Origin of the sequence: Clostridium sp. CF012 (assembly GCF_018861755.1) — a bacterium.
GTDB lineage: Bacteria > Bacillota > Clostridia > Clostridiales > Clostridiaceae > Clostridium_AD.
On the sequence record NZ_JAHLEF010000002.1, the window covers coordinates 47,157 to 61,752 of the forward strand.

Annotated in this window: 15 protein-coding genes; 7 read left to right on the forward strand and 8 right to left on the reverse strand. The window is 32.0% G+C overall.

Going from position 1 to position 14,596, the window contains the following annotated elements:
- The first annotated feature begins 321 nt into the window (after nucleotides 1-321).
- The 3 genes from KPL50_RS02865 (at nucleotide 322) to KPL50_RS02875 (ending at nucleotide 3,078) form a co-directional block, all read left to right on the forward strand.
- Nucleotides 322-1,293, forward strand: a complete 972-nt coding sequence (locus tag KPL50_RS02865; RefSeq protein ID WP_216296941.1) for an ABC transporter ATP-binding protein — start codon at nucleotides 322-324, stop codon at nucleotides 1,291-1,293.
- Nucleotides 1,277-2,086, forward strand: a complete 810-nt coding sequence (locus tag KPL50_RS02870) for an ABC transporter permease (protein WP_216296942.1) — start codon at nucleotides 1,277-1,279, stop codon at nucleotides 2,084-2,086. The genes KPL50_RS02865 and KPL50_RS02870 overlap by 17 nt, the downstream gene beginning before the upstream one ends.
- A gap of 134 nt (nucleotides 2,087-2,220) precedes the next feature.
- Entirely contained in the window at nucleotides 2,221-3,078 is an 858-nt protein-coding gene (locus tag KPL50_RS02875; RefSeq protein WP_216296943.1) for a carbon-nitrogen hydrolase family protein, read from the forward strand.
- 512 nt (nucleotides 3,079-3,590) lie between these two features.
- Here the strand turns inward: KPL50_RS02875 and KPL50_RS02880 are convergent.
- The 7 genes from KPL50_RS02880 to deoC all read right to left on the reverse strand — a co-directional run bounded on the left by KPL50_RS02880 (nucleotide 3,591) and on the right by deoC (nucleotide 9,550).
- Nucleotides 3,591-3,857: a metal-sensing transcriptional repressor gene (locus KPL50_RS02880; protein WP_125004119.1), complete on the reverse strand. Its 267-nt coding sequence runs from the start codon at nucleotides 3,855-3,857 to the stop codon at nucleotides 3,591-3,593.
- Between the two features lie 166 nt (nucleotides 3,858-4,023).
- On the reverse strand, nucleotides 4,024-4,224 hold the full coding sequence (locus KPL50_RS02885; RefSeq protein WP_216296944.1) for a heavy-metal-associated domain-containing protein: 201 nt from the start codon (nucleotides 4,222-4,224) through the stop codon (nucleotides 4,024-4,026).
- Nucleotides 4,225-4,273: 49 nt separating this feature from the next.
- Nucleotides 4,274-4,489, reverse strand: a complete 216-nt coding sequence (locus tag KPL50_RS02890) for a heavy-metal-associated domain-containing protein (protein WP_216296945.1) — start codon at nucleotides 4,487-4,489, stop codon at nucleotides 4,274-4,276.
- 95 nt (nucleotides 4,490-4,584) lie between these two features.
- On the reverse strand, nucleotides 4,585-7,032 hold the full coding sequence (locus KPL50_RS02895) for a heavy metal translocating P-type ATPase (RefSeq protein WP_216296946.1): 2,448 nt from the start codon (nucleotides 7,030-7,032) through the stop codon (nucleotides 4,585-4,587).
- A 32-nt stretch (nucleotides 7,033-7,064) separates the two neighbouring features.
- Complete coding sequence (locus KPL50_RS02900; protein ID WP_216296947.1) at nucleotides 7,065-7,331, reverse strand: metal-sensing transcriptional repressor; 267 nt, start codon at nucleotides 7,329-7,331, stop codon at nucleotides 7,065-7,067.
- Nucleotides 7,332-7,617: 286 nt separating this feature from the next.
- Nucleotides 7,618-8,841 (reverse strand): U32 family peptidase, encoded by a 1,224-nt coding sequence (locus KPL50_RS02905; RefSeq protein ID WP_216296948.1) that lies wholly within the window; start codon nucleotides 8,839-8,841, stop codon nucleotides 7,618-7,620.
- 58 nt (nucleotides 8,842-8,899) lie between these two features.
- Nucleotides 8,900-9,550: a deoxyribose-phosphate aldolase gene (deoC, locus tag KPL50_RS02910; protein WP_216296949.1), complete on the reverse strand. Its 651-nt coding sequence runs from the start codon at nucleotides 9,548-9,550 to the stop codon at nucleotides 8,900-8,902.
- 186 nt (nucleotides 9,551-9,736) lie between these two features.
- Here deoC and KPL50_RS02915 point away from each other — a divergent pair, with 186 nt between their 5' ends.
- From KPL50_RS02915 to KPL50_RS02925, 3 genes are all read left to right on the forward strand, one after another.
- The gene (locus KPL50_RS02915; RefSeq protein WP_216296950.1) at nucleotides 9,737-11,092 is read left to right on the forward strand and encodes a PLP-dependent aminotransferase family protein; all 1,356 of its coding nucleotides are present in this window, start codon (nucleotides 9,737-9,739) and stop codon (nucleotides 11,090-11,092) included.
- A gap of 42 nt (nucleotides 11,093-11,134) precedes the next feature.
- Nucleotides 11,135-11,935 carry a DUF692 family multinuclear iron-containing protein gene (locus KPL50_RS02920; RefSeq protein WP_216296951.1) on the forward strand — a complete coding sequence of 267 codons (801 nt, stop codon included), beginning with the start codon at nucleotides 11,135-11,137 and terminating at the stop codon, nucleotides 11,933-11,935.
- A gap of 162 nt (nucleotides 11,936-12,097) precedes the next feature.
- Complete coding sequence (locus KPL50_RS02925; RefSeq protein ID WP_216296952.1) at nucleotides 12,098-12,589, forward strand: C-GCAxxG-C-C family protein; 492 nt, start codon at nucleotides 12,098-12,100, stop codon at nucleotides 12,587-12,589.
- 107 nt (nucleotides 12,590-12,696) lie between these two features.
- On the opposite strand, the gene KPL50_RS02930 is transcribed toward KPL50_RS02925, so the two are convergent.
- The gene (locus tag KPL50_RS02930; protein WP_216296953.1) at nucleotides 12,697-13,779 is read right to left on the reverse strand and encodes an XdhC/CoxI family protein; all 1,083 of its coding nucleotides are present in this window, start codon (nucleotides 13,777-13,779) and stop codon (nucleotides 12,697-12,699) included.
- Between the two features lie 255 nt (nucleotides 13,780-14,034).
- Here KPL50_RS02930 and KPL50_RS02935 point away from each other — a divergent pair, with 255 nt between their 5' ends.
- Nucleotides 14,035-14,379 (forward strand): DUF5658 family protein, encoded by a 345-nt coding sequence (locus KPL50_RS02935; protein ID WP_253200438.1) that lies wholly within the window; start codon nucleotides 14,035-14,037, stop codon nucleotides 14,377-14,379.
- The last annotated feature ends 217 nt before the right edge of the window (nucleotides 14,380-14,596 follow it).

Genomic DNA, 14,596 nt, shown 5'->3' on the forward strand with positions numbered 1-14,596 from the left:
CTTGACTGGAGTTTAAACCACAGCAAGCTAATTTTTTATCACCAAAACTTTCCTTGTTGGCTTTTTCCTATAAACAATACACTAATTTTGTGAAGAAGTTATGAATAAATGATTTGAACTTGATCAACGAACTTTTAAATTGACAATGCCTGCATTTAAGTGATTTCAGTAAAAATAGTTGACAAGTGAAATGAAAAGTATTATCATTTGCTTACACCCCCACCCAGGGGGTGGGGTATATAAATAAATAATATGCAGATTGGGGACAATATGCAATATAAACTATAAAAATGCAATTATAAATAAGGAAGGTGCAAAGTAATGTCTAACAATATTTTGGAAATAAAGAATTTAACAAAAGAGTTCGCATTATCCAAGGATCGAAAGATTAAAGCGGTAAATGGAATAAGTTTTGAAGTTAAGAGAGGCGAGATATTTGGATTTCTTGGACCAAATGGAGCAGGTAAAAGTACTACTATCAATATGATTACAACTCAAAAGGAAGCCACATCGGGGGAAATACTTATCGATGGTCAATCTCTTTTAGATAATCCGGCTCAGGCTAGACGAAAAATTGGGGTTGTAGCGCAACATAATAATTTAGATCGAGGATTAACAGCACGAGAAAATCTCATATATCATGCTAAATATTTTGGAATTGATGATGAAACCGCAAATAAAAGAGCAGATGAATATCTAGAAAAATTTGGTTTAACGGAGAGGCAACACGATTATGTGAAAAGTTTTTCTGGCGGTATGGCTCAGCGATTGAAAATTGCAAGAGCAATTATGCATAACCCAGATATATTGTTTCTTGATGAACCTACTACAGGCCTAGACCCTAGCTACAGAGCTATTTTGTGGGAACAAATGCTATCATTAAACAAAGCGGGTACTACCATATTCCTAACAACTCATTATATGGAAGAACCTGAGCAATTATGTGATCGGATTGCCATCGTTGATCAAGGAGAAATGAAAGCGATTGGTACCGCCGATGAATTAAAGGCTTTAATTCCTACTAATAATATTATCTCTATCAAATTGTCCGATATTAAGAATGAATTTGTTGAACAGGCTAAAAATTTACCTGAAGTAGAAAATGCTGCTATTCAGAATGGATTACTGCTTCTATATATGAAGCAAGAACATCCCGATTTCAATCAAATTCTTGAATGGATAAAAACTTTAGATACTTCATTACAAAACATAAGCTTGAGTACAAGCACACTTGATGATGTATTCATACATTTAACTGGGAAGGGGATTGTTAGCAATGATGAAAAGAAATAATTCAGATGCAAATATAAGATGGATAGCTTTTAAAACTATGGTGAAACGGGACTTACTCATTCAGTCTCGCGATAAATGGGAATTTGTTTTTCGTGTAGCAATGTTACCCTTCATGCTGATTTTATTATATGGCTATATATTACCTAGGATAGGTCTTATACCAGCGACCTTTACAACGCAGATGTTTACAGGTATGGTGGGGATGAGTATTCTTGTTACAGGTATACATGGCACTGCAGTTCCTCTTACTATGGACTTTAATATGTCCAGAGAAATAGAAGATCGTTTGACGGCTCCAGTTAATGTAAGAACTGTTGCCTTAGCAAAAATGTCTGTAGGTATCATTGAGTCATGGATTGGCGGGTTAATTGTATTACCAATTTCCCTAATATTAATGGGTGGTAATTTGAACTTGAATCTTACTCCTCAAAGTATACTGATTCTAATACCGATATTGTTACTTGCAGCTCTTTCTTCAGCTACTTTAGGACTTTTGGTTGGTACTATAATCAAACCAAGTCAAATTGCAGCTATGTTTCCTGGTTTTCTAATGCCTATGGTATTCTTAGGTTCAATATTTTTCTCGTGGAATGCTTTAAGCGTAACACCAATAATCAAAATATTAGTATTGATAAACCCGTTATTATATGTAAATGAGGCTCTGAGAGCTGCCATAACACCTCAAATTACTCATATGCCTATTCAATATAGTATATTAGGAATAGTATTAAGTATATTAATCATGGGATATTTTGGGCTAAAGCGATTTATTAGAATGGCAAAAGGTGCCTAAAGAAGGTAATAATGTGACTGCAGAACAAAAAAGCACTGCAGTCACTAAAAACAGCGAAAGATCAAAAGGTTAATGAATTTCACTGAAAATAATAACAATATTATAAAAATAATTTTTTAGTTGGGGTGATAACTATGAAGATTGCATTAGCACAAATGAAAATAAGTGAAGATATAAATGAAAATTTTGAAAAAACACTACAGTTAATTGAAACTGCTGCTAGTAATGGAGCCCAGTTGATTTGTTTCCCAGAGTTACAATTAAGCCCATTTTTCCCTCAATATGAAGGGGTAGATATATCTAATTATGTACTCTCAATCGATGATAAAAAGATAAAAAAAATTCAAGAAAAGTGCAAAAAATTTAATATAATAGCAGTTCCGAATATATATATAAGAGAGAATAATAAATGTTATGATGCTTCTTTGCTTATAAATGGTCATGGCGAAATAATGGGAACCTCAAAAATGGTTCATATTATTAGCTCCCCTAAATTTTATGAACAAGACTATTATGCACCATCTGACACTGGTTTTAAGGTGTACAATACCTCAATAGGAAAAATAGGCATTATTATATGTTTTGATAGACATCTAGCGGAAAGCTTCAGATTGTGCGCTTTACAAGGGGCGGACTTAATAATAATTCCTACTGCAAATATTAAAGAAGAACCATTAGAAAAATTCGAGTGGGAGATTAGGATTCCTGCTATGCAAAATAATATGTTTATAGCAATGTGTAATAGGGTTGGTACAGAGGGAGAAATGAATTTTGCTGGGGAATCAATAGTTGTTGATCCAAATGGTGACGTAGTTTTGAAAGCTGATGATACTGAACAGATTGTTTATGCTAATATTGATATAACCAAGGTGCTAGATAGTAGAGATGAGAGGCCATATATTAATTTAAGAAGACCAGAAGTTTACTCGAAAATTTGTGATATTAATACAGAAGTTTTTAAATATACTGAAGATAAAATCTTCTCCCATTAATATTTTAATTCTAATATTTGCAAAGTCAAAGTAAAAAAGGCGCGTAAATTATTTTATGTATTATTGATTTTCTATACAGGAACGGGTAACCTTTTGGTGGCCCGTTTTGCACGTTCCCGTTAGAACTAAAACAGTAAATCTCAAGGTTTTGGGGACTGCGTCCCTAAGCTACGCTCTTGCATTTGGATATACGTATCTTACTGCTTTCATTTGCACCTACCCCGATACCAAGAACCTCTTTTACTCCATCCATATTTACGCCTAATACTGACCCTTACCCAATAAACTACACACTCTAAATTCGTATTAGCTCTTGTTTTCGTACAATAACTTAACATTTCATTTTATGCTACTTTAGATTTTTGATTAGCTTTATTATAATAGTCTTTATGTGTCACATATCCATTTAAGGCGTGGATTCGCTGTCGATTATAAAATAACCTCAACATATTCAAATACAGCTTCACGGGCTCCTTAGCGAGTTCTATTTATCATTATCTAGTCTCATTTATTTAGTCTTTTAATAACTTAGAAAGTAAACCTATTATTTCATCTACTTTTTCATCCCCCATATTATTTATGAAGGCATCTTTTACGCAATGATTTAGATGCTGTTTTAAAATCAATAAATTAGCTTTTTTCAATAAAGACTGAGACGCAACTATCTGATTAGATATATCCATGCAGTACCTTTCCTCTTCAATCATTTTAATTATGCCTTCTATTTGTCCTTTTGAAGTTTTTAAAGCCAGTAAAGCTTTTTTCTTTTCTTCATTCATATTTTATCACTCCCATATGGAGTCTAATTCTAAATTATTATTCAATTTATGTCAAGATTATTTATGCAAAAAACCTCTGATGTATTTATCTACATCAGAGGTTCCAAACTAATATATTCTATTCTCTAGCCACCAGTGTTCTTTTATTTACCTATATTGTCTCTATTTAAACTACTTTATATTTTTCACTATTAACGGCAAGTTTTATAGCTTCATCACTTACCTCAGTGTTAGTCTCAACTAAAACAGATTTAGTAGAAAGATTTATCTCTGCACTAGTTACACCCTCTACACTACTTATTGCTTCCTTTACATGCTTAACACAATTTTCACATTTCATACCTTCAACTACTACTTTCTTTTTCATTTTACTTTTCTCCTCCCAATTTTTCTCAATTATTTTATCCAACCTAGTATTATAACACTTCTATTCCTACAACCTGGTATCCAACATCATCAATAGTCGCTTTAATATCTTCATCATTAACATCTACAGTTCCCTCAAGTACTGCAGTCTTAGCATCCAAATTTACATCTACACTAGTTACTCCATTAAGTTCGCCTAATGCCTCCTTAACGTGACCCACACAGTGTTCACAGCTCATTCCTTCGATCAATATTTTTTTTATCATCTTATACTCCTCCTAATAATCTTTATATATACACTATAATTACTAATATTATCTATATATTCAATAATATTTCATAAAATTATATATTTTAATATCTAGCTAACCGGCTTAAATCTCTTTAACCTTAAAGCATTTGTTAATACTGACACAGAACTAAGACTCATTGCTGCTCCTGCTATCATAGGATTTAATAATGGTCCACCAAATACATGTAGGATTCCCATAGCAACTGGTATTCCTATTATATTATACCCAAATGCCCAGAATAGGTTTTGTTTAATATTTCTTATAGTACTTTTACTTAGTTGTAGCGCTGTTGGAACATCCATTAAGTCGCTTCTCATAAGAACTATGTCTGCTGATTCCATTGCAACGTCTGTTCCAGAACCTATAGCTATACCAATATCTGCTTGCGCTAGTGCTGGAGCATCATTTATACCATCGCCAACCATAGCGACCTTCTTACCTTCAGCTTGAAGCTTTTTAACTTCATTAGCCTTGTCTTGTGGTAATACTTCAGCTAAAATCCTATCAATTCCAACTTGTTTTGCTATAGCCTGCGCGGTCCTCTTATTGTCACCAGTTATCATGGCTACTTCAATTCCCATCTCATGAAGCTTTTCTATTGCTTTCTTACTACTTGCTTTAACAGTATCAGCAACAGCTATGATACCCGCCATCTTGCTATCTATAGCAATATACATTGGAGTCTTACCTTCTCCAGCTAATTCATCTGAAATCTTTTCAAGCTCTGCTAAGGATATTTTGCTATCCATCATAAGTTTTCTGTTTCCAAGTAGAATGTTTTTACCATCTATTTTAACTTCAATACCATAACCTGGGATAGCTTTGAAGAAATCAAGCTTCTTAAATTCTAATCCTTTTTCCGTGGCACCTTTTACAATGGCCTCCCCAAGTGGATGTTCTGATCCTTTTTCTGCTGAGGCTGCTAATTGTAATAAGTCATTTTGTGCTATTCCATTTATAACAACCACATCTGTAACCTTTGGTTTACCTTCAGTAATAGTACCTGTTTTATCAAATACTATAGTTTGTATCTTATGGGCAGTTTCTAGTGCTACACCACTTTTTATTAAAACGCCATATTCTGCACCTTTACCTGTACCCACCATTATTGCTGTTGGAGTTGCTAGTCCAAGGGCACAAGGACAAGCGATTACTAGAACAGATATAAATATTGTAAGTGAGAATATTTCTGATTCTCCACCAATGAAGTACCATCCTAAACCAGCTAACACCGCCAGGGTTATAACTATTGGAACAAAATAACCTGAAATAACATCTGCAAGTTTTGCAATTGGAGCTTTAGATCCTTGAGCATCTTCTACTAATTTTATAATTTGAGCAAGAGCTGTATCCTTGCCAACTTTAGTAGCTTTATAGTTTATAGTTCCGTTTTTATTTATACTTGCACCAATAATCTTGTCTCCAGCATTTTTTTCTACTGGCATACTTTCACCCGTAAGCATTGATTCATCTACAGAAGTAGTACCCTCTACAACTTCCCCATCTACAGGCATCTTTTCTCCTGGTTTAACTACTATAATATCTCCTACTTCCACTTCTTCAATGGTGATTTCTATTTCTTTTCCACTTCTTATCACTATAGCCGTCTTAGGAGCAAGTCCCATAAGCTTCTTTATAGCTTCAGAGGTCTTTCCCTTAGAAACAGATTCTAAATACTTACCAAGGGTTATTAAAGTGATAATTACTGCCGCAGACTCAAAGTATAAGTCCATAGCATAACTTGTATCGCCGTAAATAATCTTAACTGTTGCAAATATTCCATAAAGAACAGCTGCTGATGTACCTATTGCAATAAGTGAATCCATATTTGGACTTCTTCTAACTAATGCTTTAAATCCAACTGTATAGTATCTATTACCAGCAATTATAACCGGAATAGTTAAAAATAATTGTGATAAAGCAAACACTTCAGGATTCATCATTGGATTAACAAAATCCGGTAGAGGGAGTCCCATCATATGACCCATAGATATATAAAGTAGTGGAACTGTAAATATGGCGGATATAATGAACTTTTTCCATAGCAGTTTTATTTCTTTTTCTTTTCTCTCTTTATCTGCATCTAATGTAGTCTCCTCTTCTATGGCCTTATATCCAGCTTTTTCTATTGCCTTCTTTATATCTATAATTTTCACCTTTGAAGGGTCGTAGCTTATAATTAGCTTCTCAGTTGCATAATTAACATTTGCCTCTGTAACTCCAGCAAGCTTTCTTGTCGCTCTTTCTACAGCCTTTGCACAAGACGCACAGGTCATTCCTTCTATTTTCATAGTTTTATTTCCAGCATCACTAATTGCTTTATATCCTGCTTTTTCAACAGCTGCTTGAATATCTTCTACAGAAATCACTGCTTCGTCAAAGTTTATACTTAGTTTTTCTGTAGCAATATTTACATTTGATTCATTTACACCTTGCAATTTTTTAGTGGCTCTTTCTACAGCTTTTGCGCAAGATGCACAGGTCATTCCTTCTATTTTTAATGACTTATTTACCATATAATTTCCCTCCTTGTATAATTTCATATATTCTATTTACTAATTATCTTTGATAAAAGATCTATAATTTCATCTATTTTCTCACTTCCCTTGTCATGCTCAAAAGCCTCAATAACACAGTGATTCATGTGCTGCTTTAAAATCAACAAATTTGCTTTTTTTAAAAGTGATTGTGCAGCAATAATTTGGTTTGATACGTCTACGCAATACCTCTCAGCTTCTATCATCTTGATAGTTGCTTCTATTTGTCCTTTTGATATCTTTAAAGTCTTTATAGCTTCTTTTTGCTCATTATTCATTATTTCGCCTCTTCCATACCCTACCCCCTGGTGGGGGGGTATATTCATATATTAATACTAATACTACGATATGTCAACCCCTTCTTCAAAGAATTTTTCATTTAAAACTGTTTTACTTTCCAATGACTCCTCTGAAGCATAAGGTATGTATATTATCATTCATTTTCAAAGTTCTTTTGCATTCATATATAATTTCTCATATAAAAAATGAAGCAGCTATTAGACTGCTTCATTCTAGATTTTTAAAGTATATAATCATTTTATTTTTAATTACTATAATTTTGATTTAAGCTTTTTTATTTTTAATAATTATATCATTAGCCCTCAACTCTTCATGACATTGTACAGTAAAAATCATTTGTGCAGAAGATGCACTTTCTATAATTTCACCATTTTCTTTCCTCATATCTTCAAGTTTTATAATCTTGTTATTTCCTTTTACAGCTAAAACTTCAACAAAATCTCCATTATAAACTTTATTTTTTTGTTCTATAGTTGCAATATGAGATTCACTATTATAATTTTTCACAATACCTACAATATCGTAATTACGTATATATGATGAGCTTTCATGATTTTGTTTCATTTCTTCACCAAAGTAAAAACCAGTTGTATATGGTCTATGGCTAGGTTTTATAAGATTGTCCATCCATTTAGAATCAAATTTATAATTTTCAGGACATTCTATGTATTTATCAATGGCTTCTCTATACGCTTTTACTACTGATGCGACATAATAAGAACTTTTCATTCTTCCTTCAATTTTAAGAGAATTTATTCCTGACTCAATAAGTTCTGGAATATGTTCTATCATACATAGATCTTTTGAATTCATTAAATAAACTCCATCATCACCTTCAGTAATTCTATCATAGTTTCCTGGTTCTTTCTCTTGAACTAAATGATATTTATATCTACAAGGCTGCGTGCAAGTTCCTCTATTGGAATCTCTACCAGTCATATAATTTGATAATAAGCATTTCCCAGAATATGCCATACACATAGATCCATGTACAAATGCTTCTACATCACAAGTTTCTGGCAGTTCTTTTCTTAATTTTTTTAAATCTTCAAGACTCATTTCTCTTGCTGCTACAATTCTCTTAACTCCAACCTTATGCCAAAACAAAGCCGTTTTGTAGTTTACACTGTTAGCTTGAGTACTTAAATGTATTTCAAGATTTGGTACTACCTCTTGTGCTATACTAATAACTCCTGGATCAGCAATAAGTAAAGCATCAACACCAATATCATATAATTCACTAAGATATTCTTCTATTCCTACTAAATCTTCATTATGTGGAATTACGTTTAATGTAACATGGACTTTTTTCCCTCTTGAATGAGCAAATTCAAGTCCTTCTTTCAATTCTTCAATTGTAAAATTATTTGCAGCTGCTCTTAAATTCAATTTATTTCCTCCAAGATATACAGCATCAGCACCAAAATTTATAGCAGTCTTAAGTTTTTGTAAATTTCCTGCTGGAGCTAAAAGCTCTGGCTTATTCATAATTTATTTCCCCTCATACTTAAAAATTTCTGTATTATTATCACAAATTTTTCTATGTTTATTTACTAGCTTCAATAATATCAATGCTTGCACTTGCACCAACCCTACTGGCACCTGCATTTATCATATCCATAGCTGAATTAAAATCTCTAACCCCACCTGAAGCCTTAACCCCCATTTCTAATCCTACTGTTTTTCTCATAAGAGCTACGTCTTCTTTAATTGCTCCTCCAGTAGAAAATCCTGTTGATGTCTTAACAAAATCCGCTCCTACTTCTTTAGCTATTTCGCATACCTTAACTTTTTCTTCATCCGTTAAAAGACATGCTTCAATAATCACTTTAACTACTATTTTTTTATTAGCTACATCTACAACCGCTTTTATATCTTCCCTAACTAATTCATAATTCTTTTCTTTTAAAGCACCGATATTTATTACTGTATCTATTTCATCTGCACCATTTTCTATTGCTTGCTTTGTTTCAAAAGCTTTAACTTCTTTAGTTGTGGCTCCTAAAGGAAATCCAACAACTACACAAGTGTTAACAGCTGTTCCTTCAAGTTCTTTACTTACTAATGCAGCATTACAAGAATTCACACAAACTGAAGCAAAGCCGAATTTTTTAGCTTCAGTGCAAAATCTTTTAATATCTTCATTTGTTGCCTCTGGTTTTAATATTGTATGGTCTATATACTTAGCTATATTCATAATTTTTTTCTCCTTATTCTTAAAATTCTATTTAAAATTCAAAATGCCCCTTTTATCAAGGCTCTCTCCAGCCAAGATTTTTCCGCATATTAATTTACTATACAATTAGGTTAATATAGTTTAATCTATATATCAATAAATAAAATTATAATCTGTACTAGCACACTTTTAAAGGAGGAACTTAATTTGTTGAAATATGAAGAAATTATAGAATACATTAAAAACAACATAAAGTCCGAGAAACTCAGCCATTCAAAAAGATTACCCTCTATAAGATCTATTCAAGAACTATTTCAATTTAGTACGGGTACAGTTTTAAAAGCTTATGAGAAACTTGAGCAAGATCATATTATTTATTCCGTACCTAAAAGCGGATATTATGTAGTTGATAATTTTCACAATCAAAATTCTTCTAAACACCCTGTAATTGATTTTTCAGCTGTAAATTTAAATGCCGAAGCTTTTCCCTATAGAAATTTTCAACATTGTCTAAATAAATCAATAGACCTATATAAAGAAAAACTTTTTACATATTCGGATCCTAGAGGATTAAATTCCTTAATTAACGTATTATCAAAACATATTCAAAACTATCAAATTTTTACAAAACCAGATAACATAATTATTACATCAAGCGCTCAACAATCATTAAACATATTATCAATTATGCCCTTTCCAAATGGTAAATCTAATATTCTTGTAGAGCAACCTACATATTATGGAATGATAAAATCTCTAGAACTTAATAATATTCCTACTCTAGGCATAAATAGAGATTTAAATGGAATAAATTTATATGAATTAGAGAAATTATTTAAATATGGTAATATTAAATTTTTTTATAGTATACCTCGGTTCCATAATCCAACTGGGACTTCATACAGTAGACTTGAAAAACAAGAAATTATCAAATTGGCAGAAAAATATGATGTGTATATTGTTGAAGATGATATTGCTGCTGATTTAGACATGAATAAAAAAAATGACCCTATGTTTTCCTATGATACTTCATCAAAAGTAATATATCTGAAAAGTTATTCAAAGATACTTATGCCCGGTTTAAGGGTGGCTGCACTTATATTGCCTAATTTACTGATTAATAAATTTTTACAATATAAAAAGTGGACTGACATGAACAGCCCAATACTATCTCAAGGAGCCTTAGAAATATATATAAAAAACGGTATGTTTGATGCTCACATGAAACAATTAGTTACTTTATATAACGGTCGCATCAATTGCTTGAAAAATACTTTATTAGAATATAAGCATCCAAATATACAATACAATATTCCTGTGTCTGGGTACTTTGGTTGCATTTATGTAAATGGTTCTTTAAAATATGATAAAATAGTTGCCTGCCTACAGAACAAAAATATAAAAATATTTAATACAAGTGAATGTTTCCTCAAAGAATATAAGTGCAATAATTATTTCAGAATTACCATTAGTGAAGTAAATGAAACACAAATAATTAAAAATATACCTATAATACTTGATGTTATTCAAAAAAACTTAAGACATAAAGATAAGGAAATGTAAGAATTATTTTTATTTAGATGTGATAGGAGTGTGGTATAAGATATGTATATTGGATGTAATTGGTCAAAGTCTTTGAAATTTCTTCTTGAAAAAGAAACTGTTAGTGTAGATTATATTAAGTCAGGTGCATATGGGACGTTTAATGAACAGTTTTCAACCATGCGTTCAATGCGCCCAATTCTACTTCATGGTCTAGGATATTTTGAACACACGGGAATGAAAAATATAGAAATCATAGATTTTAATGTTGCAAATAGTCTCCTAAGAAAGTGCAATTCTCCGCATTACGGCGTTCATCTTTCAATTAAAAATTCAGATATGTATCCCGGTATGACTGATGAAAATATATATGAACATATGTCTAGACAGATTCAGATTTTTAAAAAATACTTAACAGTACCATTATTACTTGAAAACATTCCTGATTCACCGAAAGAGCGTGCAATAACTATTGATCATTACCCTTATATTATGCCAGAACAATTTAGTCGGTTGTTTACAGATAATGATGTATCATTTTTGCTTGATCTTACCCACGCAAAGATTACTGCACAATATCGTGGCTGGAATATTCATGATTATATTCGAGCGCTACCACTTAATCGAGTTGTAGAAATTCACGTAAATGGTTCTGGTTATGATAAAGATGGTTTTCCAGCAGATACACATCAATCCATGGAAAATGAAGATTACAAATTATTAGAATGGGTTTTAAATTATACAAACCCAAATGTAGTTACATTGGAATACAATGGAGTAGAGTCAGAAAACGAGGAGACAGTTATTTGTTCTTTAGAAAAACAGCTAAATGAAATACAAAATATATGTATTCCAACCAAATAAATGAAAGTATTAGATATTATAATTCTGTTTCATCGTAAACCATACCCCTAATCCCTATAGATAACTGTTTAGCTATAGGTCTTATCTATTGGTTAACTTAAGAAATATAAAGTATAATAACAATTGAATTAAATTTGATATAATCTTTAGGGGGAATAAATAATGACTTTCGCTAACACAAAAGAGTTTACAAAGGAAGAACTTCTTGATAAAGTTCAATCTAATGCAGAAGAGCTTTTCAGAAGCGGTACATTTTTTTGCAGTGAATCAGTAGTGCAAACAATCAATGAATTATTAGGGAAACCATATGATGAAAATATAGTTAAACTGGCAAGTGGATTTCCAATAGGAATGGGTAAAGCAGGATGTCTATGCGGTGCAGTTTCAGGTGGTCAAATGGCTCTAGGTATGGTATATGGTAGAGTCGAAGGTGAAGCTATGCAAGATATTATGTTTGAAAAAGCTAAGGGTCTTCATGACTACATTAAGAATGAATACAAATCAACTTGCTGTAGAGTAATAACAAGAGAATGGACTGGAGATGACTTTAAAAGCGCAGCAAGAAAGAGCCATTGCATTACAATTACTGGAAAAGTCGCAAGATGGCTCGCAAATGAATTTATCGAAGACGGACAAATTCAAGTAAAACAATAGCAATTGAGTTACATTCAAAAAATAGCAAAGCATTAATAACTTCACAATCCTTTAGCATATTATTTAAAAGAATTGTGAAGTTATTAATGCTTTTTATGATGCCATTTTTAAAAAGACTCTATTATTACATCCATGATTCCTCCACATACCATACCTTCATCTTCAGCCATGGTACCTGTCATATCTATGCTTTGAATTTGATATCCGCCATTTCCAAGTAATTTACGGGCGGTATTAATTATCTCTCCTTCGCTACACCCTCCACCGATACTCCCTAAAATCTTACCATAGGGCCATACAAGCATTTTAGCGCCTGCATTTCTTGGAACTGAACCTTTCGTAGAAATAATTGTAATGATTGCCTTTGGAGAATTATCTTCTTTGCATAATTCCATTAATACTTCATGGTCAAATTCTGGCCTATTAGTTTTCGTAGGTTTAGTAATAACATTGGTTATATCACCCAGTCGCCTATAACTGATAACCTGAGATATAATAGAAATCGCTATCTCTTCCGGTGTAACTGCGCCTATCTCAAGACCTATAGGGGCCTTGACTTTGTTTAACTGCTCTTGAGGATAGCCTTCATTTAACATTTGTTCCATGACACTTTTAACTCGTCGCTTTGAACCAATCATTCCAACATATGCAGTATTATGTTTTAAGACTTGTCTAAGACAATCCATATCATGCCTGTGTCCTCGAGTTATAATAACAACGTAGACAGACTTATTTAAATTAACTAAGTCGAAGCAGTGATCAAAACTCTCACAAATTACTTTTTTAGCAGTAGGAAATCTTTCACTATTAGCAAACGAGGGTCTGTCATCGATAACCGTAACTGAAAAACCTGCTTTTGAACCAAATTCAGCTAATGGCTTAGCTATATGTCCACCACCTAAAACTATTAGGACTGGTTCTGGAAAATAGGGTTCAATTAAATAAGTTTCACTTTCACTAATTTTAACAAACTGAAGAATTCCAGTTTCTAAAGCATATTTTGCCTTTTGGTAAAGTAATTCATCTAAATCAGATACGCGATTATAAGCATTCAGACCTTCCTCAGTAAAAAGTGTTTTATTCTTAAATGGTTTATTTTCACAACCTTTGTTATCCAGCATTGTAATCATAACGGCATTATTTCCTGATCCCACTTCGTCCAGTAACTTTTTATAGGTATCTACATTCATGATTTCATTCCTCCAACTTCATTTATTCTTAATTTTAAGATTGTATCTTTCCAATTCCTTAAGCTTGTCATTAATTATATTCCAAACAAGGATATAAGTCCAAATTTTGTTAAACTCTCACCTTCATATGGCTGTATATTTATTTTTTATATGCAAATACTAGGAACATAAAAAACAAACTTTAACATATTATACAATAATATAGTCTTCATTCCCCTAAGATATACAAACCTTTCAGTGGAGGTGTTCACATTGATGTTTTTCATAAAAACCTATACATTTGAAAATATAAAATATAAGCTTTTACTATTATACCTGCTGAATGTAACAGACATATTATTTACTCTTTTACTTCTGTCTACAGGCTTATTTATGGAGGCAAACTTCTTAATGGCAAAAGCAGTTCAAAGCATATCTTCTAGCTTTATATTGAAAATTGTACTACCAGCAGTATTATTATTATACATATACCTTAGAATGAAAAAGGCAACTGGAACCCAATTAAAACAATCTAACCTTATTCTTAATATTATTACTGGAGTTTATATTATAATCAATATTTCTCATTTAGTATGGTTTTTGTTATTTTGTTTTATATAATATTTCCTATGCGATAAGTAAAACTTCACAAGGAGATTTAAGCTCCCAGTGAAGTTTTCATCTTTAGTAAATTATCTATTTTCACTTAAGATATAAGAGTACTCTGATTCTAAAATGTGCTTGTGAATGATTGTAATGCAATTGAAAAAGTCTGATACAATATGTTATAATTATAGAATTACATAGTGTAAATTAGATAAATAATTAACGCTTCAGG

Excerpts from the sequence above, each read along its gene's own strand:
- KPL50_RS02865 (WP_216296941.1), top strand. The coding sequence starts at position 322 with ATGTCTAACAATATTTTGGAAATAAAGAATTTAACAAAAGAGTTCGCA.
- KPL50_RS02870 (WP_216296942.1), top strand. The coding sequence starts at position 1,277 with ATGATGAAAAGAAATAATTCAGATGCAAATATAAGATGGATAGCTTTT.
- KPL50_RS02875 (WP_216296943.1), top strand. The coding sequence starts at position 2,221 with ATGAAGATTGCATTAGCACAAATGAAAATAAGTGAAGATATAAATGAA.
- KPL50_RS02880 (WP_125004119.1), bottom strand. The coding sequence starts at position 3,857 with ATGAATGAAGAAAAGAAAAAAGCTTTACTGGCTTTAAAAACTTCAAAA.
- KPL50_RS02885 (WP_216296944.1), bottom strand. The coding sequence starts at position 4,224 with ATGAAAAAGAAAGTAGTAGTTGAAGGTATGAAATGTGAAAATTGTGTT.
- KPL50_RS02890 (WP_216296945.1), bottom strand. The coding sequence starts at position 4,489 with ATGATAAAAAAAATATTGATCGAAGGAATGAGCTGTGAACACTGTGTG.
- KPL50_RS02895 (WP_216296946.1), bottom strand. The coding sequence starts at position 7,032 with ATGGTAAATAAGTCATTAAAAATAGAAGGAATGACCTGTGCATCTTGC.
- KPL50_RS02900 (WP_216296947.1), bottom strand. The coding sequence starts at position 7,331 with ATGAATAATGAGCAAAAAGAAGCTATAAAGACTTTAAAGATATCAAAA.
- KPL50_RS02905 (WP_216296948.1), bottom strand. The coding sequence starts at position 8,841 with ATGAATAAGCCAGAGCTTTTAGCTCCAGCAGGAAATTTACAAAAACTT.
- deoC (WP_216296949.1), bottom strand. The coding sequence starts at position 9,550 with ATGAATATAGCTAAGTATATAGACCATACAATATTAAAACCAGAGGCA.
- KPL50_RS02920 (WP_216296951.1), top strand. The coding sequence starts at position 11,135 with ATGTATATTGGATGTAATTGGTCAAAGTCTTTGAAATTTCTTCTTGAA.
- KPL50_RS02925 (WP_216296952.1), top strand. The coding sequence starts at position 12,098 with ATGACTTTCGCTAACACAAAAGAGTTTACAAAGGAAGAACTTCTTGAT.
- KPL50_RS02930 (WP_216296953.1), bottom strand. The coding sequence starts at position 13,779 with ATGAATGTAGATACCTATAAAAAGTTACTGGACGAAGTGGGATCAGGA.
- KPL50_RS02935 (WP_253200438.1), top strand. The coding sequence starts at position 14,035 with ATGTTTTTCATAAAAACCTATACATTTGAAAATATAAAATATAAGCTT.